The organism is Adhaeribacter aquaticus DSM 16391, from assembly GCF_000473365.1.
Classification (GTDB): Bacteria; Bacteroidota; Bacteroidia; order Cytophagales; family Hymenobacteraceae; genus Adhaeribacter; species Adhaeribacter aquaticus.
Genome location: NZ_KI421517.1, coordinates 3,731,852 through 3,757,774, shown reverse-complemented (window position 1 = coordinate 3,757,774; position 25,923 = coordinate 3,731,852). Strand labels below are relative to the sequence as shown.

At 38.7% G+C, this 25,923-nt stretch carries 18 protein-coding genes; 7 read left to right on the top strand and 11 right to left on the bottom strand.

The window, feature by feature from the left end:
- Positions 1–175: 175 nt before the first annotated feature.
- Positions 176–454 carry a hypothetical protein gene (locus ADHAQ_RS0118815; protein WP_026464266.1) on the bottom strand — a complete coding sequence of 93 codons (279 nt, stop codon included), beginning with the start codon at positions 452–454 and terminating at the stop codon, positions 176–178.
- Between the two features lie 411 nt (positions 455–865).
- On the opposite strand from ADHAQ_RS0118815, the gene ADHAQ_RS26270 reads away from it, so the two are divergent.
- From ADHAQ_RS26270 to dgoD, 3 genes are all read left to right on the top strand, one after another.
- Positions 866–2,437 (top strand): carboxylesterase/lipase family protein, encoded by a 1,572-nt coding sequence (locus tag ADHAQ_RS26270; RefSeq protein WP_034256917.1) that lies wholly within the window; start codon positions 866–868, stop codon positions 2,435–2,437.
- A 112-nt stretch (positions 2,438–2,549) separates the two neighbouring features.
- A complete protein-coding gene (locus ADHAQ_RS26265) occupies positions 2,550–3,899 on the top strand; it encodes an FAD-binding protein (protein WP_034256916.1) in 1,350 nt (449 codons plus the stop codon).
- Between the two features lie 168 nt (positions 3,900–4,067).
- Positions 4,068–5,387: a galactonate dehydratase gene (gene dgoD / locus ADHAQ_RS0118800; RefSeq protein ID WP_026464265.1), complete on the top strand. Its 1,320-nt coding sequence runs from the start codon at positions 4,068–4,070 to the stop codon at positions 5,385–5,387.
- Between the two features lie 72 nt (positions 5,388–5,459).
- Here the strand turns inward: dgoD and ADHAQ_RS0118795 are convergent, their stop codons facing one another.
- Complete coding sequence (locus ADHAQ_RS0118795) at positions 5,460–6,056, bottom strand: short chain dehydrogenase (protein WP_026464264.1); 597 nt, start codon at positions 6,054–6,056, stop codon at positions 5,460–5,462.
- Positions 6,057–6,268: 212 nt separating this feature from the next.
- Here ADHAQ_RS0118795 and ADHAQ_RS26260 point away from each other — a divergent pair, with 212 nt between their 5' ends.
- Entirely contained in the window at positions 6,269–7,378 is a 1,110-nt protein-coding gene (locus ADHAQ_RS26260) for an SGNH/GDSL hydrolase family protein (RefSeq protein ID WP_051360027.1), read from the top strand.
- Positions 7,379–7,484: 106 nt separating this feature from the next.
- On the opposite strand, the gene ADHAQ_RS0118785 is transcribed toward ADHAQ_RS26260, so the two are convergent.
- From ADHAQ_RS0118785 to ADHAQ_RS26250, 6 genes are all read right to left on the bottom strand, one after another.
- Complete coding sequence (locus ADHAQ_RS0118785) at positions 7,485–7,676, bottom strand: hypothetical protein (protein WP_026464263.1); 192 nt, start codon at positions 7,674–7,676, stop codon at positions 7,485–7,487.
- Between the two features lie 88 nt (positions 7,677–7,764).
- The gene (locus tag ADHAQ_RS0118780; protein WP_026464262.1) at positions 7,765–9,102 is read right to left on the bottom strand and encodes a peptidoglycan DD-metalloendopeptidase family protein; all 1,338 of its coding nucleotides are present in this window, start codon (positions 9,100–9,102) and stop codon (positions 7,765–7,767) included.
- 437 nt (positions 9,103–9,539) lie between these two features.
- A complete protein-coding gene (locus tag ADHAQ_RS0118775) occupies positions 9,540–10,040 on the bottom strand; it encodes a hypothetical protein (RefSeq protein ID WP_026464261.1) in 501 nt (166 codons plus the stop codon).
- Between the two features lie 10 nt (positions 10,041–10,050).
- The gene (locus ADHAQ_RS0118770) at positions 10,051–11,205 is read right to left on the bottom strand and encodes a zinc-dependent alcohol dehydrogenase (protein WP_026464260.1); all 1,155 of its coding nucleotides are present in this window, start codon (positions 11,203–11,205) and stop codon (positions 10,051–10,053) included.
- Between the two features lie 450 nt (positions 11,206–11,655).
- Positions 11,656–15,255 (bottom strand): PAS domain-containing hybrid sensor histidine kinase/response regulator, encoded by a 3,600-nt coding sequence (locus ADHAQ_RS27370; protein ID WP_051360026.1) that lies wholly within the window; start codon positions 15,253–15,255, stop codon positions 11,656–11,658.
- A gap of 530 nt (positions 15,256–15,785) precedes the next feature.
- A complete protein-coding gene (locus tag ADHAQ_RS26250; RefSeq protein ID WP_051360025.1) occupies positions 15,786–16,760 on the bottom strand; it encodes an SDR family oxidoreductase in 975 nt (324 codons plus the stop codon).
- Between the two features lie 211 nt (positions 16,761–16,971).
- On the opposite strand from ADHAQ_RS26250, the gene ADHAQ_RS0118755 reads away from it, so the two are divergent.
- Positions 16,972–18,366, top strand: coding sequence for an erythromycin esterase family protein (locus ADHAQ_RS0118755; protein WP_084523904.1), 1,395 nt, complete (start codon positions 16,972–16,974; stop codon positions 18,364–18,366).
- Between the two features lie 51 nt (positions 18,367–18,417).
- On the opposite strand, the gene ADHAQ_RS0118750 is transcribed toward ADHAQ_RS0118755, so the two are convergent.
- Complete coding sequence (locus ADHAQ_RS0118750) at positions 18,418–20,001, bottom strand: T9SS type A sorting domain-containing protein (protein WP_169728013.1); 1,584 nt, start codon at positions 19,999–20,001, stop codon at positions 18,418–18,420.
- A gap of 559 nt (positions 20,002–20,560) precedes the next feature.
- Positions 20,561–21,580 (bottom strand): hypothetical protein, encoded by a 1,020-nt coding sequence (locus tag ADHAQ_RS0118745; RefSeq protein ID WP_026464257.1) that lies wholly within the window; start codon positions 21,578–21,580, stop codon positions 20,561–20,563.
- A gap of 724 nt (positions 21,581–22,304) precedes the next feature.
- On the opposite strand from ADHAQ_RS0118745, the gene ADHAQ_RS0118740 reads away from it, so the two are divergent.
- A complete protein-coding gene (locus ADHAQ_RS0118740; protein WP_157433460.1) occupies positions 22,305–22,832 on the top strand; it encodes a hypothetical protein in 528 nt (175 codons plus the stop codon).
- A 260-nt stretch (positions 22,833–23,092) separates the two neighbouring features.
- Here the strand turns inward: ADHAQ_RS0118740 and ADHAQ_RS0118735 are convergent, their stop codons facing one another.
- Complete coding sequence (locus tag ADHAQ_RS0118735) at positions 23,093–23,554, bottom strand: hypothetical protein (protein ID WP_026464255.1); 462 nt, start codon at positions 23,552–23,554, stop codon at positions 23,093–23,095.
- A 777-nt stretch (positions 23,555–24,331) separates the two neighbouring features.
- On the opposite strand from ADHAQ_RS0118735, the gene ADHAQ_RS27365 reads away from it, so the two are divergent.
- A complete protein-coding gene (locus ADHAQ_RS27365; RefSeq protein WP_051360024.1) occupies positions 24,332–25,888 on the top strand; it encodes a DUF3943 domain-containing protein in 1,557 nt (518 codons plus the stop codon).
- The last annotated feature ends 35 nt before the right edge of the window (positions 25,889–25,923 follow it).

The window sequence follows — 25,923 nt, the reverse complement described above, 5'->3', positions numbered from 1 at the left end:
GTTTAGGTCCTAAAATAAAAAAGCATTAGCGGTACTGCTAATGCTTTTTTATTTTAATTAAGTTTCTAATTTAGATCCGGCTTTTTTGAGAAAGCGCAAAATTGGTCTTTAAAAACTGGTGTTTTAAAAACTTCTTACCCAACTAAACACCTCCAGTTTTCAAATATCCTCCTCCTTATGATTCGCGATTTACAAATTTAGAGAATCTACTTTCTTTGCCATCTTTGGTTTCTTCCTGGTAAAGCATGGCTAAGTTTCGGTCTTCAAAAGTTTTAAAAAATTCTTCCCAAGAAATTTCCTCCAAATTATCCTCGGCATAACCAGGGAAATTAATCCGTAATAAGCCCCCTTCCTCGTTACCAGTTCCTTTAACCCGGGCCGGCTTTCCATCATGTTCTTCTGCCCATTTCTTTATGGTATTGTGATCGGTCGAAGTTTTTGATTGTCCTGCCATAATTCCTCAGATTTAATTTTCATAGTTTTAGTATAAAATTAGACGGGGCACCCCCAAAAAAGTTACTTTTGGCTTTGGCCAGATTAGGTATATTAGCAAGAGGTAAAATTTACATTAATTGCTCATTATTAGCTATTTGAAAATCAAACCCACGTATAGCTTTACACTTATTTCGGGAGGCCCATACGGATAGTAGAGCTTTACCGGCAAAAGGTTAATTTGTCTATTACTAAAAGAGTGGTTGCTTTAAATACTTTATTGTGTCTTTTTTATTCAATTGTAACATTTCCCCGGAGAAGATATTGAAAAATAAAAATTCTTGCTGTATGTAAAATTCAAAAATTAGGTTTTTATTCGTAATTCTTTTAAACCTGAAAGCCAGCTTTTAATACTTTGATTTTACATAAACTTATGAAACACCTGAAGCTATATTATACCTGCTTGTTTTTAACGCTGCAATTCCTGGCTTTCCATACGTTTGGCCAATCTAAAACAAATACGTCAGGTCGTACCCTTAGTAACCAAGTACAGGTTACCGGAGGAACTATTGAAGGAATAAGAACAACAGAGGGCCTTTATATATATAAAGGGATACCATTTGCAGCACCACCCGTAGGAGATTTGCGCTGGAAAGAACCGCAACCCGTAAAATCCTGGACTGGCATACGCAAAACCATTGCGTACAGCCCCAGCCCCGTACAAAGGGAGCCAGCCCCTTTTAGCATGTGGAGTATGGAATTTCAGATTTTAAAAGAACCAACCAGCGAAGATTGTCTTTACCTGAATGTTTGGTCGGGAGCTAAAAATACAAATGAAAAGCGGCCGGTAATTGTTTGGATTTACGGTGGTGGCTTTAATAGTGGTGGTACTAATGTGCCTATTTACGACGGTGAAGCCATGGCTAAAAAAGGAATTGTTTTTGTAAGTTTAAACTATCGGGTGGGTATGTTTGGGTTCTTTGCGCATCCGGAACTTACTAAAGAATCAGGGCATAATGCCTCCGGTAATTATGGTTTATTGGATCAAGTAGCCGGATTGCGATGGGTGCAGGAAAATATTACTGCCTTTGGTGGCGATCCACAAAATGTAACCATAGCCGGACAATCGGCTGGTTCTATGAGCGTAAATGCCTTGGTAGCTTCGCCTTTAGCTAAAAATTTATTTAAGAAAGCCATTGCTGAAAGCGGCGCCAGCTTTACCCGCAAAAGCCTTACGTTGCAGCAGGCCGAACAGGAAGGATTGAAAGTTGCTCAGAAATTAAAGACCTCTTCCCTGGCTGATTTACGCAAATTATCAGCAGCCGAAATACATGAAAAAGGTCAGGGCAGTCGGCCAATTATAGATGGTTATTTTTTACCCGACGATATTGCAACACTTTTTGCCACCGGAAAAGCCAATGAAGTGGCTTTATTAACCGGCTGGAACGAAAACGAAGGCTTAACTTCCGGCCCAATTAAAAAGGCTGCCGATTTCCGGAAACAGGTAGAAGAACAATATGGACCGGAGGCTAAAACTTTTTTGCAGTATTACCCGGCGAAAGACGATAAAGAAGCTGAAATATCGCAGCTAAATTTAGCTCGGGACCTAACATTTGGATTACAAAATTATACTTGGGCCAACGTACAAGCTAACCGTAGTAAATTACCGGTTTATGTGTACCGTTTTACCCGCATTGTGCCGGCTACCGGCGAATATGTAAAATACGGTGCTTTTCATACCGGAGAGGTGCCTTATGCCTACGACAATCTAAAATTTGTAGATCGTCCCTGGGAACCCATAGACTACCAGTTGGCCAAAACCATTTCAGGTTATTGGGTAAATTTTGCAGCCAAAGGAAATCCTAACGGTCCGGGTTTACCAGAATGGCCGGCTTATACGCCCAGCAGTAAAAAAATTATGATTTTGGATAAAAAACCGGAGGCAAAAACTCTCCCGGATAAAGCCACATTGGATTTTCTGTATAAAGCAACTGTAAAGAAGTAAAACCTCGTTCACTATTTTATATCGTTATTTCTGATTTGAAGCGATAATCTGCCCAAGAAATAAAGCAGTATATAAATTTATAATAGCCAGCAGCTCATTAGCTGCTAAAAATATGCCTATAAAATTGAAGAAATATTTAGCACCAACTCAACAAACCGGAGACCCGGTAACGCCATTTAAAGATGCACAGACAGGTCAACAACTGGTAAATTGGGCTGGAAATATAACCTACAGTACCAATAAGATTTTATTTCCTGAAACCACCGAAGAAGTACAGGAAGCCTTACGATCTAACCCTAAACTAAAAGTATTAGGCTCGAGGCATTGTTTTAACCGCATTGCCGATAGTGAGCATGTATTTATCTCTACCAGAGATTTAAACAAAATAGTGGAACTGGATAAAGAGGCGCATAAAGTTACGGTGGAAGCGGGTATCAAATATGGGGAGCTAGCCCCCTTCTTACACCAGAATGGTTACAGTTTACCCAATATGGCTTCCTTACCTCATATTTCGGTAGCGGGGTCCGTTATTACGGCCACTCATGGCTCCGGAGTTAAAAATGGCAATTTAGCCACTTCTGTCTCAGCAGTGGAAATGGTTCTGGCCGACGGTAGTATAAAAAGCTTTTCGAAGGAGAAAGACCAGGATTTATTTGATGGAATTGTGGTGAATTTAGGCGCTTTAGGTATTATTACCCAGTTAACGCTTGATCTACAACCTGCTTTTACTATGCAGCAGTTTGTGTACCAAAACCTGCCCCTAAACCTATTGGAGACCCACTTCACGGAAATTGTTTCGGCTGGTTATAGTGTTAGTTTGTTTACCGACTGGAGCAGCAATTTCATAAATGAAGTCTGGATTAAATGCCGGGAGCAAGAAAGCAAAAACTTTGAAAGCAAAGAAGCTTTTTTTGAAGCCACCGCGGCTACCCAACACCTGCACCCCATTGCCAATATTTCTGCTGAAAACTGTACCGAACAACTCGGCACTCCCGGCCCCTGGTACGATCGGTTACCCCATTTTAAAATGGGCTTTATGCCAAGCAGCGGCGTGGAATTACAATCAGAATATTTTGTTCCGGAAAAAGATGCCGTGCCAGCCATTAAGGCTATCGCACAATTGGGTAGTCAAATAAATCCGCACCTGCTCATTTCAGAAATCCGCACTATTGCCGAAGATGATTTGTGGTTAAGCCCTTGCTATAAGCGGAATTGCGTTGCCATTCACTTTACCTGGAAACAGGATTGGCCGGCAGTAAGCAAATTATTACCGGTAATAGAAGCTACTTTAGCCCCCTTTAATGCCCGACCTCACTGGGGTAAATTATTTACCATGGCACCCGAAGCACTGGCCACTCAATACGAAAAACTACCTGACTTTAAAGCGTTAATTGCTAAATTCGATCCGGAAGGCATATTTAAAAATGAATTTTTAGCCAGGAATATTCTGGGTAAAATTTAATAAATAATTACCTACAGTGTATTAACCGTTAATTTAGGTTTGTCTTTAGCTTATTGTGAGGGTATCAATTAATATTCCTGCACAATAAGTTAAAGCCAATTGAACCTTACTGGAACTGGTAACCTGCTTTTAAACTACACCTGAATATCTACCACCTAAACTATACAAATGAAACAAAACTTTAATCGGCGGAAATGGCTTAAACGCATGACCGCTGGTATGGCTAGCCTATTGGTAGCCGAAAATATGGGGTTTGCCTCGGGGCGAAACCAGGAAAATCCGTTACTTAATATCAATAAGGCCGCCGTAGATCCGAAGGCCGATATTAAAATTACCAAGCTGGAAATTATTCCGGTTAATACACTACGGACCATCTTTGTTAAGATGCATACCAACGTAGGCATAATTGGCATTGGAGAAGGCACGGTTGAAGGGCGTATTACCACTACTATGGCGGCCATAAAAGAGCTGGAGAAATACCTGATAGGAAAAGATCCGAGGCAGCCGGCCCACCATTGGCAAGCGATGTACCGCCATGCTTTTTACCGGGGTAGTGTAGTGCTCACGAGCGCTATCTCCGCCGTAGACATTGCCATGTGGGATATCAAAGGAAAGGCTTTAGGGGTTCCGGTATACGAATTATTGGGAGGTCCTACCCGTGACCGGATCAGGATATATGGTCAGGCAGCCACCCCAGAGGAAGCTAAGAAAGTTTTAGCCGAAGGGTATAAATCTATGAAGATAGGTATTACCTCCAGCAAAGGCCGCCTTTCCAGGTATGTAGAAACGCCGGATTACGTCAATGGCATAGTAGAAAACATCCGAGCTATCCGTAAAACCGTTGGCGATAAAGTAGACTTGGGCATTGAGTTTCACGGCGACCATCAGCCCCAAACCGCTATGTTCCTAGTAAAAGCGCTGGAAGAGTTTCAGCCCTGGTTTTATGAAGAAGTTATTCAGTTTCAGAACCTGCCTTTAATGGCAGAAATGGCCAAAAAGACACATATCCCTTTTGCTACCGGAGAACGCATGGTTACCAAATGGCAATTCCGGGAATTATTATCGGTGGGTGCGGCCTCCCTCCTGCAACCTGATATCACCCATTGTGGCGGCGTTACCGAGTTAAAGGCCATATCTACCTTAGCGGAAGCTTATTATGCTGGTATGCTGCCTCATGCGAAAGAGGGAATTGTGGGGGCGGTAGCCTCTATGCACGTTATGGCCTCTATCCCAAACTTTGTGGCCCACGAAGTACCCAGTTTACAGGCTGCTCCTAAAGATAAAGTGCAACGGAGCTCCTTGGGCAAAAGTTATATAAAAAAGCCCCTGGTTATGCAAAACGGATCTATTGTAATAAAGGATAACTTTAGTGGCCCGGGCTTAGGCTTAGAACTAGATGAAAACCTGATTGACAATGAGAGAGGCGTGGAAGAATGGGAATTCCCGGAAATGTATGACCAGGAAGATGGTTCTGTATTAGATCATTAACGAGGTTAACCCTAGTAACTTAATTTTTAGAAAGCGAAGGCAGTCTTCTAACGGACTTCGCTTTCTAAAATATCAAAAAGCTTTTATTACTTGCCCATTTACTACTCCCAAAACACTTTTCCGGTAAGCATTTACCACTACCGGCATAGAAACTGGCATATGTCCTGGAAATGCTCCAAATAATTCCGGCGAATCCTCTACTACACCCGGACTTACCACATTTATCCGCACATCGTTTTCTAATTCCAGCGCCGCTGCCATAGCAAAACTATTTAAGGCAGCATTAACAGCCGCTAAATTAGCAGAACCAAATACCGGATCTTCGGAAAGTATACCCGAAGTAAGCGTGAAAGAGCCTTTCGGGTTTATGTAATGTTGTCCAATAAGCACCAGGTTTACCTGCCCCAGCAGCTTACTCTGTAATCCCACCTGAAAATCAGCAGCCGTCATGGTTTTCAAAGGGCCAAAGTGGCCGGTTCCCGAAATACTAACCAAGGCATCAAAGCTACCAATAGTTTTAAACATAACTTCTATTGATTCCGGTTGCGTAATATCTGCCTGAATATCGCCGCTGGTTCTTCCTACTTTAATTACTTCATGGTCTTTTTCCAGATCTGCTGTTACTTTATTACCAATAGTACCGGCTCCTCCTACAATAATTATCTTCATAGTTCTATATTTTTGATGCCTTACATTTAATTAAACAGGATAAGCAAATTACAAAATCTTACAACCCGGTAAAACATTATTTATGTAATTGATTAACAATAGTAAAAATAATTCACCCAAAGTTCCAGCATGTTTATTTAAAACCGATAAGTGGAAAAAAGAGATAATGTTATTAATCTTGCAATACAATATAGTTGCAGAAAAAAACCTACATGAAATTAACCTTAAAATACCTTACCATTGCTTTTACAGCATTTAGTTTAAGCTGCTCATCTTCCCGAAATAACCCGCTCGACCAGCAAACTTTACCTGCTGCTGCCCTACAACCTTATGGGCGTTATATTTTAAACCAGGAGCAAAACCTGGATCTGGTAAGCTCCGCTGTACATTTCGGTTTTACTTTCGAAGGTAAAGAATGTCAGCTGTATGCTACTTTACCTAATACGAATGGCCACAATTACCTGCAGTACGAGCTGGATGGTGTTTACCAGAAAAGGATAAAAATTACCGGCAACTCGCAGGAACCTATTGTTATTGCAGCACCAACTGCTGGCAAGCATACCATCTGGATTTATAAGGCTACCGAAGCCCATACGGGTCCTATAACGATTCAAAAAATTACGGGCAATCGCATTAAGGCTATTCGTAAACCCGAAGCACCTTACATAGAATTTATTGGCAACAGCATTACCTGCGGAGCGGCTGCCGATCCTTCGGAAGTTGCCTGTGGTACCGGTCAATACCACGACCAGCACAATGCTTATATGGCCTATGGCCCCAGGGTTGCCAGAACTTTAGGAACAAACTTTGTTTTAAGCAGTGTAAGTGGTATAGGTGTATACCGGAACTGGAACAGCTTAAGCCCAACCATGCCCCAGGTTTACGAAAAAGTAGATTTCCAGGAGACTTCTTCCAAGATTTGGAATTTTAGCACCTATACTCCCAAGGTAGTTAGTATTGCTTTAGGTACTAATGATTTCAGCAACGGGGATGGGAAAAAATCTAGGTTACCTTTTGATAGTGCTACTTATGTAAGCACGTATATTAATTTTGTTAAAATGGTAAAGTCTAAATATCCAAAAGCTCAAATAGCCTTATTGAGCAGCCCAATGATAAATGGTAAGAACCGGACTACCTTTCAAAATTGTTTAACAGCCGTAAAAAGTGGAGTAGATTCAGTATTCCCGTCAGAAAAACCAATAGCATTATATTTTTTCAAACCTATGCAGGCCAGAGGTTGTACCGGCCATCCTAATGTAGAAGATCATGGAATAATGGCTAAAGAACTGGAGCCTTTCTACAAAAACTTGCTTCAGCAATAAAACTCAATTAATAAAAGAAGAGGCACCTATTTTAATAAAGGTGCCTCTTTTCATTTATAAATAGAAATTCAGTAACTACTTCACTAGTATTATTACCGCCGCCTGATTAAATCTCTTTTGATTTAGCTTTAGTAATAGCTCCATAAATAACCGGACTAAAAAAGGCTAAATTCTCCAAAACGCAGGCCATACTGTAAAACTTTTCCATGTTTACCTCTTCGTGTTCAGCCATGGCTAAAATCAAAGTATCAACCGTTTCCTGGAACTTCTCTCCAAATTCTTCTTGTGTGATATCCATTGTAAAAGGTTTTTCCTCCTGTTAATAACCAAGTTTGGTACAATAAAATTTCAAAGGCCGACCCTTTAAAATTTAACTGTTATACCAATTAATTTTTATCGTTAGAACCTACCTTACCAGAGGCTAGTATTTCTGGTTGGACAGGCTTAATTTCAATGGCTTCTATCTGTTTTACAATTGTATGCTTGGTAGCCAAAAAAGCAGCTTTATATTTTTTCTTAATTGGGTCAGCTAAAGGCAATTTTACTTTCAGAGCATCTACCTGTTGGCCGTTCTTCCATAACCGGTAACATAAATGCGGACCTGAGGCTAAACCGGTGCTACCTACATAGCCAATTGTTTGGCCTTGTGATACATGTTGTCCTTTGCGTATGCCTTTAGCAAATTTAGACATATGCAGGTATTGGGTAGTAAAGGTTTTATTGTGCTTAATCTTGACAAAGTTCCCGTTTCCACTGTTATAAGCAGCATCTACTACCACGCCTTCTCCTACACTCCGGATGGGTGTACCTCTGGGTGCGGCAAAATCGGTACCTAAATGCGCCTTATAGCGCTTTTGTACCGGGTGAAACCGATTGAGATTGAACCGGGAACTGATTCTGGTAAACTCAAGTGGTTCTTTCAGAAAGGCTTTCTTTAAGCTTTTACCATCCTGGTCGAAATAGCCGGAGCCGTTTCCCTGATCAAAGCTAATGGCATAAAGCGGTTGCCCCTCATGCTCAAAAAAGGCAGCTTTCAAGTTTCCGTAACCAATAGTATTCCCGTTAACCTGCTTTTCTTCAAAAATAATCTTAAACTTATCACCAGGCTGTACGCGGTTAAGGTTTAAACGCCAGGCGTAAATATCAGCTAAAGTATTTACAAGCTGAGCGGTTCCGCCCGCTGCTAATACAGATTCGTATAAAGAGCCATTTATTTCGCCAGCCAACTCCCGCTCTACTACTTTTACCTCCCGTTTGTGGTGTGTTACCTGAAGGTCCCCACGCAGATCATAAATTATATATTCTACCTCATTAGGTTCGTAAATAAAATACTGCGCCGTCTGGGCCGAGTCCTGGGCATGCAATAAAAAGTAGTTTTTCCCGGATTGGATATTTCGGACATTAAATACTTCCTTAGCTTTTTGGGCAAGATTAAAAACTATGGTGGGAGTTATGTTATAAGCTTCCAGAATGGTGGAAATTGATTCACCCCGCTCTACTTTGCCTTCCACTATTTCTAACGAATCCGTAGAAATACCATAAATTACTGGCTTTGCAGGTTTACTAATTCGACCCGCTGCCGGATTTTTTTCTGAAGCAGTTTCTGTAAGGTTAATATTTTTTATTATTTGAGAAAGGTCGAAATTTAAAGTTTGTCCGGCAGAAAAGAGGATAACAAATGCCAGAATAACAATGGTTAGAAAGCCTTTTTTACGTTTAATCATTAAAATTTTTTCTTCGGTTAAAAAGCTATTGAGGCCGCAAAACTACCTTTTAACCAATAGAAATAAAAATTAAACGCATACAATATTCTGGTTTCAAAATAGTTGCCCTTTTTTTAAAAAATTTTCAATGGAGTATAATGGGTATTAATTTTAAATGAAAAGCAACCAAAAAGCTTAACCTGGATTGGTGAAATAAACAGAAGTAATTAACTATTATATAGCTATTAATGAGTGATTTATAGCCATATATCTATATGTATTATTGCGCAGCGTTACCTTCAAATTAAAATAAGATTACAAGCACTATTTAATACAAGGTTTTAAAATAAAAGCCTTTCTAATAAAGTAAAAATAAAACCCGATTATTAATAACCGGGTTTTATAAAATAGGGCTACACCCTCTAAAACTAATTAAGAAATCTTACCAAATCTTATTTTTAGTCGGTATCTGTATTACTGTTTTTAGAAGTTAATAACAAAGCCACGGCGGTACCAATTGCAACACCAACTACTACCTTCTGAATTAACCCGGTCCGGTTTACTTTCAAATCTGCTTTATATCCTTTTTCTGCAAAAATGTTAGGAATATGACCTTGCATTAAATCTTCTATGATGCCCTCCACTACATTTACGCGGTCGGCAACCAGCAAAGGCAACCAATGGCCATAACTAGACTCACTGTATTTAAAAGCAAAGCGCCGAATCATGCCGCTTAAGCCAGAAGGAGGCACAGCGGTTCCAAAAACGGCACTTACATTTGGCCTTTCAATAGAATGTAAAACTTCTATGTCTATAGGTTGCTGCGTAGGGCGCTCCCAGCTGTACCCGGTTTGCTCGGCATTAGTTCGGTTCTTCATCGGGTAGGTAGGATCGTTTTTCGGATCAGCATCGATGCCCCACCCCTTTATGTGCGAATAATCTTTAGCTATATTTTCCATAATATTTTGTTTACGATCTGGCTGATGGTGGAATGAGAACAGGTTTAATGCAGTTGTCTAACTTCTCTGAGAAGATATGGTATCCCTCGGCAACTTCCTCTAATGGTATCCGGTGAGTTATCAAAGCTTTCGGGTCGAGTACGCCGTTTTGTACGTGTTCTATTAACCGGGGCAGCAAACGGGGAACAGAAGCTTGGTTGGCCCGAATGGTAATTCCTTTATTAACCACATTGCCAATAGGAACCAGGTTATCGGTTGGCCCATATACCCCAACTATTGAAACAATGCCGCCTTTTTTAACGGAATTGATTGCCCAGTGCAGAGCTGTTGCCGATCCTGCCTGAAGTAAAAGTTTTCGGCCGGTTATAGTTTGCATAGCGCTACCGGTAGCTTCTGCACCAACTGCATCAATTACCACATCGGCACCTTGCCAGTCGGTAGTTTTCTTTATAAAAACTACCGGATCATCTAACTCTTCGTAATTATAGACCTCACATTGGGCATAGTTTTTTACGAATTCCAGGCGGTATTCAATCCGATCAATAACAATTACCCGACCGGCACCAAATAACCAGGAACATCTGGCAGCCATAATGCCCACCGGACCTGCGCCATATACTACCACGGTATCGCCTGGTTGAATTCCGCCCATCTCGGCCGCCTGATAACCAGTAGGTACTACGTCTGTTAGCATAACGGCATCATCCAGGTCCATGCCCTCTGGGATGACGGTTGGACCAACGTTCGCATAAGGAACCCTTACATATTCGGCCTGCCCACCTTCATGTCCGCCAGCCGTATGCGAATAACCAAAAATACCTCCTACAGCAGAAGCTTGTGAGTTTGATTCATGGCAGTTGCCAAATAATCCTTGTTTACAATAATGGCACCGGCCACAGGCAATATTAAATGGCACCAGCACGTGATCACCAACTTTTAGTTTGTGCACCTCTGAACCTATTTCTATTACTTCTCCAATAAATTCATGCCCAAAGGTCATCCCTACCCGGGTATCCGGCACATTACCGTTGTATAAATGCAGGTCGGAACCGCAAATACAGGAGCGCGTAACCCGGACAATGGCATCTTCCGGATGCTTAATTTGTGGCATAGGTTTCTGACTGACACGGACCCTTTGCGGTCCCCGATAATTCATGGCTAGCATATGTATCGTCCTTTTGAGTTAAAGTGAGACATCTATTTAAAATTTAAACCTTAACAAGTAAATATTAAATTATCCTGATTACAGTATAACCTTCCTGAATACTTATTCTTTGTAATAAAGGTTTAATACCCCAGGCCGACGTATTATTAAATAAGCATATAAACTAGGCTGTTGATTTTGCTTACTAAATTTATTTCCGTTTAAAAGGCGCAGGTTTATAATGAATCCTTGCCTAACAAGTTTGGGAGGGAAATTCCAGAAATAGGATTACACTAACCTGGAAGGAATAATGCCCGTCCGAAAGGTTTAGCTATAAGGTGAGGAAGAGGTAGTTTAAGCAAGCTCAGGCGCTTCCGGTAAACTTACACTACAATAGAAACAATAAAGCTCCTTTTCCCCATAACCCGGTAAATACCGGCTGTGGAAAAGGAGCTAAAAAAAAATTAAAATCTAATTTGCCAGCTTTTGCCGTTCCGCTTTTACTTGTTCGATTACCTGGTGTATTACTTCAGCAACTAATTCAATTGATTGGCCTACTTCACTTAAATTTTCTTCTGTTTTACCGTTCCTTTCTATTAGCCGGATTATTTTTTGCAGCTTTTCAATCTGCATCAGGTCTATAACCGATTTTAATTTATGAGCAGCTTCGCTTACTTTTTTCCATTCTTTTAAAAAGAAGCTTTGTTGCATTTCAGCCACGGTTGTTGGGGTGGTTTCTATAAATAACGAAATAGTTCGGTTAATAAAATTAACATCCCCTTCCAGCATGTTATACAGATACTCCAGGTTGTACAAAGCCTCTTCCTGTGACGATTCTTTATTAGCCTGAACAATTTCTGTTTTCTTTTTCTCCGTAAAATAACCTTCGGGTCTTCTTTTTACATACCCCGCAATGGTCAAAAACAACTTTTCCTCCTCAAACGGCTTAGATATGTAATCATTCATGCCACAACTTAAGTACTTTTCGGCATCGCCTTTAATAGCATTAGCCGTTAGGGCAATAATGGGCACATTAGCTTTTCCCTGGTCCTGTAACATTCTGATTTGGCCTGTAGCTTCCAATCCATTTAATTCAGGCATCTGAATATCCATCAGGATTACATCGTAAGTATGTTTGCCGGCCAATTCTACGGCTTCCTTACCGTTACGGGCAATATCTATACTGGCGCCCCAACTTTTTAAAATAGACTCAGCTAAATAAATGTTAATCTCGTTGTCTTCTGCCAATAGAACATGTATGTAATCCAGGCGGGTAAAATCGATTTCCAAGGCCGGTTTGGTATCCAGCTTTAGATTACTTTTCTGGTAGGTAATTATAAACCTAAATATACTACCTAATCCTTCCTGGCTTTCTACCCATATTTTACCTTCCTGCAGTTCTACCAGGCTTTTACAAATATTCAGACCTAAGCCGGTGCCGCCGTATTTTCGGGTAGTGCTGGTATAGGCTTGCGTAAATCCTTCAAATACCGTATCGTGCATACTTTCCGGAATACCAATACCTGTATCCCGAACCGAAAACTCAACAGTAAGATTAGCCGGGGTTTCACCTACCACCTTCACCGATAAACTAACCATGCCTTCATCGGTAAATTTTATGGCATTGTTCAGGAGGTTAAGCAACACCTGCTGTAACCGGTAAGGGTCGCCAGATAAAATTACCTCATCAAAAGGCAATGATTTTAAAATGTAGGCAATCTCTTTTTCTTCTGCTTTGTATTTCAGATTATTGAAGGCCGCCGTTATGGTTTCGTTTATATCAAACGGTATTTGTTCAAAATCAATTTTTCCGGCTTCTATTTTAGCCGTATCCAGAATGTCGTTGATGACCACCAGCAAATTATCCGAAGAACTCTTAATTACTTTTAAATAATTTTGTTGTTTCTCGTCTAAAGTGGTTTTCCTTAATAAGCCTACCATGCCCAAAATTCCGTTTAAGGGAGTTCTGATTTCGTGGCTCATGTTAGCCAGGAAGTTTTCTTTCGTCCGGGCCGATTCTTCTGCTGCTTCTTTAGCTTTTTTAAGTTCTTCTTCTATCCGCAAACGTTCCGTCAGGTCGTGGCCAATAGCAATTACATAAGGTTCTTCTCCTGGTTCTACTACTTTGTAGCAATGGAAATGCAGAAAACGCTGTTGGTGGTTTTGGTCGAGCACATAAATAACCCCATCATAAGAACTATTGTTTTGCAAATGCTGCAGGTAATCGTCTAATACCAGTTTTTGTTCATCCGGTAAAAAAGTTTTTACTGGTTTACCAACAACTTTTCCTTCCCGGTGCCCCAGGGTATTAACGGTATAAGGGTTTATAGATAAAATTTCACCTTTTAAATCGTGGCTGATGATGTAGGCCGGGCTATATTTTATAAGGTTCTTATACTTCTTTTCGGTAGTTAGCAGAGCTTCATTGTTTCTTTTCCGTTCGGAAATATCCCGGGAAGAAGACTGAAGTTTTATAATTTTACCGGTAGTTTCTTCTATAATAGGCCGGATATTGGTTTCTACCCAAATATAGGTTCCATCTTTTTTGCGTTTGCGGTGCTGGATAACGAAATTTTCATTACTGGCAAAAGCTTTTCTTTTCTCATCCTTTAGTGAATAATCCAGATCATCAGGATGCGTTAAGGCATAGGGAGAAGTTCCTATTAATTCTTCTTTGGTATAACCCAATAAATCTTTTACCGAACTGGAAATATAGATATAAGTACCATCTACCTCATGAAGGCAAATCATATCTTTGGAATTTTCTGAAAGCAACCGATATAGCTCTTCTCTTTTTTCCAGTTTTTCTTTTGCTTCTTTCTCGGCTGTTATATTAGTAGAAATTCCTAAAATCTGGATTTCGCCACAATCTAAAACAAAAGGTTTTTTAGTAGTAATTAACCAGATTACCTCGCCCGTGCTTTTGGTAAATTTTTCATAAAAGGTTTGTTCTTTCATGGTTCGGAAAACCAGGTCATCCATCTTTTGAAAATAGTCAACCTCATCATTAAAAGGATGTATATCTACATCTCTTTTATTGATAATCCATTCGGGGCTATAACCAAAATATTCCGCAAAGGCCTTATTAACATACGTATACACCCCGGCAGAATTCTTAACAAAAATCAGGTTTGGACTGGCATCCATAACTTGCCTGATTAGTTCATCTTTTTCCCTTAAGAGTACCTCTTTGCCTTTTTGTTCAGTTAAATCGCGGATTATTATTAATACTTTATCAGCTTCGTACCGAACAATACGACCTTCCCGGTACCTTAATCCGGAGGGCACATTTATAGAATAATTTATAATAACGGGGCCACCTGAATCTAATGCCTGCTGAATTTTAAGCATGTACTCTTCGGCCAGGGCGGGTGGTAATACATGAGCAATGGTATTGCCAGGTACGTCTTTTTCAGGAACTACCGTTTCCATTTGGCTCCGGTTATTTATTTCTATAAACTTTCCTTCCCGGTTAACGATTAAAATCAGATCCGGAATGGCACCCAGAATTGCGCTGTTTTTGGCTTCGCTGGCAATTACTTTTTGTTGAGCTTTTTTAAGGTCTGTAATATCTACTCCATTAGATATTACAAACTCCACCTCCCCGTCTTCCCCAATAAATGGTTGTATTTTGCGCAGGTAATATAAAATACCTCCCTCTTTATTAGTAAGGGTTTCTTCAAACTCAACTAATTGCTTTTCGTCGCGGGCTTTCAGTAAACAATGGGCTCTCCTGGTTATTACCTCCGCCGACAACTTCCGGAATGCACCATAGTCGGCCTCTGTTTTACCAATAACCCAATCCCGGGCCATTTTATCTTTAAAGGCCTTGGGGTTTACATACTGAAACCGTAGCTCTTTATCAAAAACAACTATATCAGAAGGAACATTATTAAGAATAGCTTCATAATATTCTTTTTGATGGTCTAGCTCTTGCTGATGAAGTTGAGAAGTATTTAAGGGTAGATTTTTATCAATATCTTCTTTTATTAATTTTTCCGTTTTTAATCGTTGAGCTATTTCCAACTCAAGTTGTTGACGAAGCAATTCTAATTCTTTTATCACTTCCATTAGTACAATTTCAAGTGATACAAATTTATAACTTTTATTTTGATATTTATTTATGCCACATTAAAATATTTAAAAAAACATAACTTCTCTAAAACATAATTTATTTAAATAATTCTTTATTTAAAGGCTTTTAAAAACATATTTATCTAATAATTTTATTCAATAAACTCTTATTTACATTTAACCATTTCCAATTAATTATTATAATTATCCAATTAATTAAAGTTTTAAAAACCCTACTTAATTAATATATTTAAATTATCAGATTCTTGATAAATTAAAATTAAAAATTTGATACAATAAATTGTCATTAGCCTTAAGCAGCTAATATTATTTTAAAGCGGGTTATAACCTTTAGAGGAGCAAAACGGAAAGAAATAAAGTATAAAACTTCACTAGATACTATACCAGGTATAACCCTTCAGGAAACAGTAAATCAGACTTGATTTGGAATGGCAATTTTCTAAACCTGGTACACATTAGCATTACTAAAAGGAGGATAAAAATATATATCCCCCTTTTAGTAATGTTTACCTGTCACTTTGTACAAAAGCCTTACCCACCACAAATCCTACTAAGGCTAAGGAAGCAAAAGTGGTAATAATACTTAAAGCATTGGAAGTATCTTTACCCGCATCTTCTGCCCGCCAACCACCATTTACTTTATTCCAGTTGGTCATTGGTCCATATAAGTTGCCCTGGAATGGCCCTGACTCTTCATTTTTAAAGTGTTTATTCTTGATCATTTTTTGCATGTACTTATCAAACATGCGCAAAGGCATTATTAAACGCTGCGCCCGCATCATCCGGGCCATACTTCCCACCATTATTTCTTCCTGAGGATGCTTGGTAAGCTTGTAAATAGCCTTGGCCACCTTTTCAGCCGGAATTACCGGTGCCGGTGCATTTATGCGTTTGCCCATGTAATTAGCGGCATGCTGAAAAATAGGCGTATCAATGACAGCAGGCAAAACGCAGCAAACATGAATATCTTTCTCATCAGCCAGCTCCTGCGAAAGGCTAAGACTCATTCCTCTTATACCAGCTTTACTAATAGTATAAGGTACACAATAAGGCTGACCATTTACGGCGGCCATAGACGAAATATTAATTAAGGTGCCATAGCCCTGCTGCCGAAACTGCCGAACGGCTGCGCGGGCTCCGTACATATAGCCAAACAAATTTATTTCTATTAGCTGGCGAATATCATAGGTAGGTATTTCTTCAAAATGGCCAAATAACGAAACGGCCGCATTATTTATCCAAACATCTATTTGGCCAAAGGTTTCGATGGCTCGATCTGCTACACGATTAACATCTTCTTCCAGGCTTACGTCAGTTGGTACGGCTACTGCCTTAGCCCCTAATTCTTCACATTCCTGTACTACCTGGTCTAAACCAGCTCCGAAACGAGCCGCCAAAACAACATTATGTCCTTTACTCGCAAATTTTAAGGCTGTTGCCCGGCCAATACCACTGGAGGCACCCGTAATTACTGCTATCATACAATTTATTTAAAAAGTAAATAATTTATTATTAAAAACTTACGGCAGCCCCAGGTCATGGTTACTAAATAGTATGCTATTAGCATAAAGGTGTATAAGTAAAGCGGCAGAGTTACGTATTTAACTGGCTTACCTTTATAAAATTCCGTATTTACCCCTGCAACTAACCTGCTTTTGAGTGAGTAAACCGAAAAGCTTAAAAATTGGGTTTATGAAAAAGAAGGCAGAACGAGGTGGGCGAATCTATTTACTCCTGTTACTATGGTTTATTCCGTTTGCGTGTAAGCAAGTTCCCCAGGCGCAAAATCAAACTAAAGAACCTAAAACAGTTACCTTAAGCATTCCTAATTACCCGCTCCGAAATACCCAGGATTTGGACGTTCTTATGCAGGAAATTGGAGATGCCCGCGTAGTTTTATTAGGTGAAGCCTCTCATGGTACGGCCGAGTACTATACCTGGCGGGCGGCTATCTCTAAAAGATTAATACAAGAGAAAGGATTTGATTTTATTGCTGTGGAAGGAGAATGGGCAGACTCTTACCGGGTAAATCAATTTATAAAAGGAGGTCCTAAAGATAGCTCTGCCACTGTTTCTCTATTAAAAAACTATGACCGGTGGCCTACCTGGATGTGGGGGAATTATGAAGTTGCCTCTCTGGTTACCTGGCTGAATACCTATAACCAAAAAGTTCCCGCCAATGCTAAAGTTGGCTTTTTTGGTTTAGATGTTTACTGCCTGTGGGAATCCATGACCGAACTCATGCCTTACATTAAAAATAACCCCGATTTAACCAAAGCCGCCCGGGAGGTACACCAATGCTTCCAGCCTTATAGTGCCGACCCCATAGATTATGCCCGGGCGGTAGTAAATGCTTCGGCCAATTGCCGGGCCGAGACCAACAGGCTTTGGAAAGGAATAGAAAACCAGGAGAAAACTACAGGCGGCAGCAAAAGTGAAGCTCAGTTTGTGGCCGAACAAAATGCACTGGTGGCTTATAATGGTGAACGCTACTATCGTACCTCTGTAACCAGCAGCTCGGGCTCCTGGAATATTCGGGACAACCACATGGCGCAAACTTTAAAGCGTTTATTGGATTTTCATGGTCCTGATTCGAAAGCTATTATTTGGGAGCACAATACCCATGTAGGCGATGCCCGCTATACCGACATGGTTAATAGTGGCGAGGTAAATGTAGGGCAACTGGTACGAAAAGAATACGGCGAAGAAAATGTTTTTATTGTTGGTTTTGGCTCTTACAGTGGTACGGTAATAGCAGCCGACCGATGGGGGGCACCGATGAAAAATATGGAAGTACCTGCCGCTCCGGAAGGAAGTTGGGAATACATATTACACCAGCTTAGCCCAACAAACAAAATGATTTTCTCTAAAGACATAAAAGAAAATCAATTTCTGAAGCGGCCCATCGGGCACCGGGCTATTGGCGTTGTATATAATCCTAAATACGAATATGGCAACTATGTACCCTCCGTTTTACCCCGTCGGTACGACGCCTTTCTGTACATCGATAAAACCAATGCCCTGCATCCCATAGAAGAGATTACGGTAAGAAACGAACCGCCTGATCTTTACCCATCTGGAAGTTGAGTTTGGCGGATTTATTTTCCTTAAAATTTTAAAACTAAATAAGAGTCCCTTTTACTGGATAATGATTTTTGAGGTATATGTATCAAGGGCCGTAGTACATCTTAAGATATAAATGCCTTTACTTAAATGACCCACTGAAAATTGTTCGTATACCCCTCCCGGTTTATCAATTAATTTGTTATAATAAATTTTTCCGTCCGTTCCGGTTAAGGTAATGGTAGAATTAGCAGGATTAGAGTTACGTAACCTGACCTGCAGCAATTGTCCCTGCTTAACAGGCACCGGGCTTACCTCTAAAACAGGTTCCCTACCTAATATCTCAACCGCTTTTACAGCCGAATACGTAAACGAGCCATCTAAATCAGTTTGCTTTATGCGGTAATAGTTTACCCCTATAATTGGAAGCTGGTCTGTAGTTTTGTAATTAATGGGTTGGCTCGAATGCCCGGCGGCTTTTAATTCTTTAATTGAATAGTAGGTCACTCCATCTTCAGACCGCTCAACGGTAAACTTCTCACTATTAACCTCCGAAACGGTAGTCCAAGATAGGGTTACATTAGTACGGTTTTGCGTTACTTTATAATTAACCATCTCTACTGGTAAAGTTTGAGGTGTGGGAATATAGGCTGCTATATTAAAATCATATAATTGCGGTTCAGTCTTTATAAGGAGTTCATTAATTCGTTCCGATCCTATATAGCCTGTTTCGTTATTTTTTAAAGCTAAACCCTCTATTTGCCCTCCTCCGAATGCGCTACCTAAACTAACCTGCCGGGTATTACAACTTTCTAAATTTTCACCTTTTAAATCGTATAATAACCACATAAATAAATTGGTGGATTGAGTACTTCTATAAAGATTGGGATAGCTTATTAATGCAATATAATTGGGAGCATTGGGTGAAATAACAGCATCTGTTATTAAACCCCCTACCTGAATAGTTTCTACTTTTACAGCTGTCTGAAGATCTGCACCAGGATTAGCTGCTAACACATAATGAGAAGTATTTTGGCTTATCCATTGCTTTGTGAAGAGATGAATTTTATTATCTTTTACTAAAAATGCCTCACAATCAAAATCAGTATTGTTGTTACCTGTTGGGCTTGTACTGTTTTGATCCTCATATTTAAAATATATAGTTTCAACCACTACAGAAGCAGTAGTTGACTGTAAATCCGATTTATTTATCCGGTAAATTTTAAGGTTTGTACGGGTTCCATCATTATTCCCAAAATCGCCAACATAAATAAAATTTTCATCTCCCGTTATAGCTTCCCAATCAACATTAGTTGCGCCTTCCAACGTTACTGTTTGTAAAATAGCACCATTGGTTTCATCTATCCGATAAATCTCATTGCTCCACCCACTATCATTAATAGTCCAGAGTTGGCCATTAGTATAAAATAAACCTGAGTTCTCGTTTAAACTTGCCGGTAATCGGCGTGGGTTTGTTAATGGTTCAGAAGCAGGAGCATAATTACATTGACAGTTATTAGTTGTGGCATTAGAGTCATAATTAGACGCTTTGGGATCAGTACATCCAGATTGGGACCAGCCTTTGAAAGCAAAGACAAGATTAAATACAAAAAGGAAAAAAAACTTCCAGAAAAACTTACCAAAAAATTTATTTAACATCTTTCTCCCTACATTCATAACCTTACCATTATTGACGCTACAACCCAAACAGTTTCATAAATAAAGGCAAAGGTAAGTGACTTTTTTAGGTTAAACCCAATTTTAAATTAAATTTTTTATATTTACATTATTGAATATCAATATATTACAAAATCAGACTCATTAGGTTAGGCGCAACTATCAGGCAAGGAAATTGACCATATTTTACCTTAAAAAATTTAAGGTCTAGTTTAAACCTTCTATGGATTGAAGAATTTATTGCTTCAGGATAAGTTTAAAATGGCAGATTTTTAGTAAAATTTTTAATCAACCTGCTCAATAAAATATAATATTAAAGTTGCTATCAATTTTGGAAGAAGGAAAAAAGATAATTAGTAAAGCAATAGAGAATTAAGCTGAATTTTATCCCCAAAAAGAATTTAGTATCAAGTAAAAAAATCTTATAAAAAAAGTTAAGCAGGAAATCCTTTAAGTACAAGGTCTACCTACTTAACTTCAAATTTAATGTTATAATGCCCCTGTGGTTACTTACTCAGGTAAACCACCTAATATTTAGGTATTATTTGCTGCTAATATAATTGGCTATTGAAAAAGAGTAAAGCTGAGGAGGTTTATTATAAAAAGAGGTAGTTATTTGTTCAGAAGAAATATATCCATTTCCATTGCTTGTTAAGGTAACTCCTTCTATCTGGCCCTGTAGCGAACTTCCTAAATTTAAACGGCGTTTGTTGCCACTAAAGAATTTATCTTCTTGGTAATCCGAGAGCAGCCACATAAATAAATTTGTTAAATCTTTTGTGTAGCCAATTAATACGATTTCGTTTGCATTACCAGCAGAAATACTAGCATCCGTAATTAATCCATCCACGGCGAAAGTTTCTACCGGGTTAGCTACATGAGTTCCGGGAGTGACAGGCAAAGTGTAATGGGTTGTTTTATTACTTTTCCACTGTTTGGTAAACAAGTGCAAAGTGTTTCCTTTAACTACAAAAGCTTCACAATCAAAATCAGAATCATTACTACCAGTAGGCGTATTCATATCCTGATCTTTATAAGAAAACTGAATTACTTCAGCCGGAACACTGCCAGTAGCACCGGAACCAATTCCAGACTTACTTACCCGATAAATTCGTAAATCAGTCCGGTTACCAGCCAGGTTATTGCCAAAATCGCCTATATAAAAATAGTTAGCATCAGCTGTTATGGCTTCCCAATCTGCATTATTGGCGCCCGCAATAGTTATTGTCTGCTGAATGGCTCCATCTTCATTTATTCGGTAAATGGTATTATCCCCGAACTTATTACTTATGGTCCAAAGCTGGTTATTGGTATGAACTAAGCCTGAACTTTGATTTAGGGTAGCAGGCAGGGTTTTAGCATTGGTTAAAAATACAGAAGCACTGTTATAGGCACAACTTCCATCGTTGCTGGTAGCACCTGCCTTGTAATTATTAGCTGACGGGTCGGTACAACCTGGTTGGACTAATTCTTTTTCCTTTTCCGGCTTACTACATCCGGCGGGGAAAAAACCTAATAAAACTAAAAAGCTAAAATATCCTAAAGACTTCAAAACGCTCATAAATTTACAATTAAGCAACCGTTACCTCCTATTCCAACATTAGGCTGTGCTTCTTTTCAGCACTTTAACCTTTCTTTATAAGAAACTATCATTTTCAATAAGATGAAAAAGTCTCATCATAAACTATTGGTTGCAACACAAAAGAAATAAATATTTACCAGATTTAGTTATAATTTTTTCATTTAAAAGATATAACCTATAAATATTTTTCATCTTCGTTTTACTTTATAAGTAAATTTTAAAATAAAGTTACTGTCTAAATTATAAACATGTAAACGTCATTCTACCACAATGTATTACGATTCCCTATTTTCAAATTAATATAGCCAAAATAAAAAACTTTAACCGTCATTAAGTTCTAGGGATATTTAATTTTAAAGGCAAGGGGAGAATGGCCGTTATTTTCCTAAAAAGCAGCTCGGAAAGCTTTTGTGTTACTTTCCTAAATGTATTTGTAAAAGCATTTGTTTTCAGTAATTCGTTTACAAGAAAACCTTACCACTCCAAAAATAAATTAACACCTTAGAACCTGGTATTAATGTTTATATATTCTATTTCACGCTTAAAAGCATATTGTTTTATTTTACCTTCAGGATATTAGTTCACCTTACAAGGTGCTTAAAATTCTTTAACAGGTATATCAAAAAGTTATTTTATCCAGACTGTAAATAACTTAGTCTTTTTTTCGTTAATTTAAAGAATAAATTAGGAAAACTGTAACGACTTGAAAATCTTAGCTATAACACTCGGATTTTTATTTATTTCTATTCCTGCATTTACTCAAACGCTTACCTTAAACGAGTTGCTACGTTTCAGGCAAATGGTGCAACCAGAAGTAAATAAAAAATTAAGTTTTAGAGGCTGGACCTTTGTTTCCGACACCAAACCAGACTCTGTAACTATGGGAAAAGCCGTTTGGGCTTTTAATCCTATAGGCGAAACAGCTACTGCCTGGTGTATTCTATTTTATTCTAATAGTCTTCCTAGCCGAATTATGTATAATTCAAATGGCGGCACTCCTATTAAAACCATTCAGCAGAAAATAAGGAACCGGAAAATGGAGGTAATTGCTGAAGGCACTACCTTACCCGGAACAGCTAATTTAGAAACTTATCAGGATTTTGCTGATAACTTATATGTAATTCGGCTTTTGAAATACAATCAGCCCGGCAACCAAGGCATTAAAATTTATTTAAAAGAAGATTACTTAAAAAATAATAGAAAAGACACCCCAATTAGCTCTTATAGATAAATTACTTCGCACTACCCGTCTACCCTTATTTTTACACTACTTCCCGTTGAAAAAGTCCCCCTTAGGAGGGAACCTCCATTTACTTATAAAGTTGCTTTAAGCAGCAGTAGGTTAACCACCCAAAAATTAAGCCTAAACCACGGCAAATCTTTTTAATCTGTTTTCCATCAAATTTTTTTATAAAATTATCAAGGAGTTACTTCTAATGTAAGATCAAGCTTTTTGTAAATATTTAGTAGGTATATAAATTTATGATTTTTTTAATTTAAAAGGTAAATCAAATTAGCAAAGATTATAACCTCTATCACAAATACTATGGTACTTGCCTTTTCTTTCAGTTTGAAGCCAATAGCCAGAGTTATTAATACCACTACTGGTAGCAATAACCCTGAAAATATTCTTAACGAATAAACTTCTTCTTTACCTGTTTCTAAGTTCTTAACTGAATTTATTTCTTTGAATATAGGAGAAATCTTAACTTGTATTTCCTGCCCCTGCTTAGCCTGCAGACCAAAGCTTTCTGAAATGTTAAAATCGTGGTTTTCCGTCTGAATGTTCCAGGAAATATGATAGTAGCCAGCTGGGTTGTGGTAACTTTCTTTTCTCTGATTAATAGTTTGAATTTTTTCTACTGATATTTCCCCCTTGATAATAAAATCTATAAGCATAGCAATTGCCAGTAGTCCACTAATGACCATAATGGCGCTTCCTATTTTTACCATAAAAATTTATTTAGTAGAAGTACTTTAAAATTCAGAATACCTTAAACACTAAGCTAAAGCAACTTCCCTAAAACCACGATTACAAAAAACTGTTTCTTTTCTTACTGCCAATATATAGAAAAGCTTTATTAATCTTTTTACAGAGAAATATATTGGCTTAGTACATGGGCTGTTAACCAATCCCTATATTTTGACTTTTAAAAGGAAGTACTATCCTGGTGCCTTTCAAAAATGTTCACATTAAAAACTATTTATTTCCCATACTATATTTTTCTACTTTTCAAACGGTTACCTCGTTGGTAGGTGAATGAAGATTTTTCGCTTTCATTCATCATTTTATTTCAATAGAATCCAAGTCGTGAATAGAGCCTTACTATGAAATAAGAATTTAGGAGGCTTTTGGGGAAACAACCTTAATTTACAGAGATAAAAAGCCTTTAAAATACTTTAATATTTTAATAAGGAGTAAAGGCAAACCTTTTCTTTCCTTATTCAAACTATAAATTTAAGTTTATTAAAATAAATACCCGCTTCCCTGCTTTTAGCTATTAATACTGCAATAACTGCGCCTCCATCTGAATTAAAATTTAAATGCATCTTTTCGGTCTAATGTCTTTAAATAAGACTTAAAAATCGGGAGGGATTAATTAGGCCATTGGGTACATCTGAAATTAAGTCATCTACTCAATATAGGTTTTTTCGTATAGAGTTGCTAAAAGGGAGCTGCTTCTAACCAGAATCAAAGCATAATGTATTTTCCAGACATACTTGCAACACATGAAACATAGTTTTACGGTAATTCTTTTCTTCTTATCCGTTGTATTAGTTAAAGCCCAGGTATTTATTACCCCCGACACCATACAACCGGGAAACGGTACCCGGGAAGAACAGTTACGGCAAATTAAAGAACAAAAAAAACAGCTTCTTACTGATACGCCCGGGGCTCCTGAACCAACTAATGCAGGTATGCTGGACTCCACCATATATAATAAATATGGTGATCTAATAAACGATGACCCGATTTATAACAAACGCCAGCCCATCTGGAAACCAACTGTCCAGGTTTTGGGGGTTAATGCCTTATTTATGGGGTATAACCGATACATCGCCAAAGCCGATTATGGATATGTAGATTTTAATACATGGAAACACAATATAAAAGCCGGGCCGGAGTGGGATGTGGATGAATTTGGAATAAATTTTATTGGTCATCCTTACCAGGGCACGTTATACTTTAATGCCGCCAGGGCCCAGGGTTATAATTTCTGGCAGTCTTTACCCTTTGCTGCTTTTGGCAGCCTGACCTGGGAATATTTAGGCGAAAACACACTTCCCTCCTATAATGATTTAATATATACGCCCTTGAACGGAGTGGCGCTGGGAGAAATTTTATACCGGATAAGTTCCAATTTGCTCGACGACCGGACACGGGGCACCGAAAGAGTAATAAGAGAAATCTCGGCCGGCATCATAAACCCGGTGCGGGGCTTGAACCGTTTATTGCAAGGCAAAACGTTCCAGGTAACTAACAAGGAAGTTTATGAAAAAGAGCCGCTAAATATAACTTTGTTTGCTGGCCTCCACCGTTTGAACAATAACCAGGACGATGTTTTTGGTCCTGGCAGGAATAATGCCATGCTAAACGTACAACTGGACTATGGTAATCCTTTTGAAACCCGAAAACGAAAACCTTTTGATTTTTTCCGATTGCGAACTGAGTTTAGTTGGGGACAGGATACCATTGCCAGCAGAATAAATAACGTAACCGGCTACGGCATTCTGTTTGGCAAGAACCGCCAAATAGGTAAACTATCCTTACTTACCGGTGGATTCCAATACTATGACTATTGGAATACCCGAAATTTTGAATTAGGCACCTTAGGATTTGGTGCGGGTCTATTTACTAAATACCCCTTATCCAATCAAATAAACTTATATACGAACGGACATTTAGGCTTTACTCCTTTAGCCGGCAACAGTACCCGCTCGGCCCCAGATGAATTAGGATTGCGGAATTATGTTTTTGCTACCGGTTTCCAAGGTAAAATAGAAAGCACTTTAAGTTTAGGTAAATACGCCACAGCGGCCTTTGTATATTATCATTATTGGCTAAATAACTTTGAGGGGCTGGCGGGAAATAATTCAATTGGTATTGTCAGGCCCCGGGTTACGTTAAGGTTATTTAAAAACGTTAGCTTGGGTTATGAACATTTCGGTTATAGTACCAACCGGACCTTACGGGATTTTCCGGATCAACGCTCGGTTATAACGGAGCAAAAAATCTTTCTCCAGTTTTTTCATGAAGACCGCCAGCGAAGAGGTCGGTATCAATAACAATACTTTTCATGGCTTTACTTAAATAATTATTT

Excerpts from the sequence above, each read along its gene's own strand:
- ADHAQ_RS0118815 (WP_026464266.1), bottom strand. The coding sequence starts at position 454 with ATGGCAGGACAATCAAAAACTTCGACCGATCACAATACCATAAAGAAA.
- ADHAQ_RS26270 (WP_034256917.1), top strand. The coding sequence starts at position 866 with ATGAAACACCTGAAGCTATATTATACCTGCTTGTTTTTAACGCTGCAA.
- ADHAQ_RS26265 (WP_034256916.1), top strand. The coding sequence starts at position 2,550 with ATGCCTATAAAATTGAAGAAATATTTAGCACCAACTCAACAAACCGGA.
- dgoD (WP_026464265.1), top strand. The coding sequence starts at position 4,068 with ATGAAACAAAACTTTAATCGGCGGAAATGGCTTAAACGCATGACCGCT.
- ADHAQ_RS0118795 (WP_026464264.1), bottom strand. The coding sequence starts at position 6,056 with ATGAAGATAATTATTGTAGGAGGAGCCGGTACTATTGGTAATAAAGTA.
- ADHAQ_RS26260 (WP_051360027.1), top strand. The coding sequence starts at position 6,269 with ATGAAATTAACCTTAAAATACCTTACCATTGCTTTTACAGCATTTAGT.
- ADHAQ_RS0118785 (WP_026464263.1), bottom strand. The coding sequence starts at position 7,676 with ATGGATATCACACAAGAAGAATTTGGAGAGAAGTTCCAGGAAACGGTT.
- ADHAQ_RS0118780 (WP_026464262.1), bottom strand. The coding sequence starts at position 9,102 with ATGATTAAACGTAAAAAAGGCTTTCTAACCATTGTTATTCTGGCATTT.
- ADHAQ_RS0118775 (WP_026464261.1), bottom strand. The coding sequence starts at position 10,040 with ATGGAAAATATAGCTAAAGATTATTCGCACATAAAGGGGTGGGGCATC.
- ADHAQ_RS0118770 (WP_026464260.1), bottom strand. The coding sequence starts at position 11,205 with ATGCTAGCCATGAATTATCGGGGACCGCAAAGGGTCCGTGTCAGTCAG.
- ADHAQ_RS27370 (WP_051360026.1), bottom strand. The coding sequence starts at position 15,255 with ATGGAAGTGATAAAAGAATTAGAATTGCTTCGTCAACAACTTGAGTTG.
- ADHAQ_RS26250 (WP_051360025.1), bottom strand. The coding sequence starts at position 16,760 with ATGATAGCAGTAATTACGGGTGCCTCCAGTGGTATTGGCCGGGCAACA.
- ADHAQ_RS0118755 (WP_084523904.1), top strand. The coding sequence starts at position 16,972 with ATGAAAAAGAAGGCAGAACGAGGTGGGCGAATCTATTTACTCCTGTTA.
- ADHAQ_RS0118750 (WP_169728013.1), bottom strand. The coding sequence starts at position 20,001 with ATGTTAAATAAATTTTTTGGTAAGTTTTTCTGGAAGTTTTTTTTCCTT.
- ADHAQ_RS0118745 (WP_026464257.1), bottom strand. The coding sequence starts at position 21,580 with ATGAGCGTTTTGAAGTCTTTAGGATATTTTAGCTTTTTAGTTTTATTA.
- ADHAQ_RS0118735 (WP_026464255.1), bottom strand. The coding sequence starts at position 23,554 with ATGGTAAAAATAGGAAGCGCCATTATGGTCATTAGTGGACTACTGGCA.
- ADHAQ_RS27365 (WP_051360024.1), top strand. The coding sequence starts at position 24,332 with ATGAAACATAGTTTTACGGTAATTCTTTTCTTCTTATCCGTTGTATTA.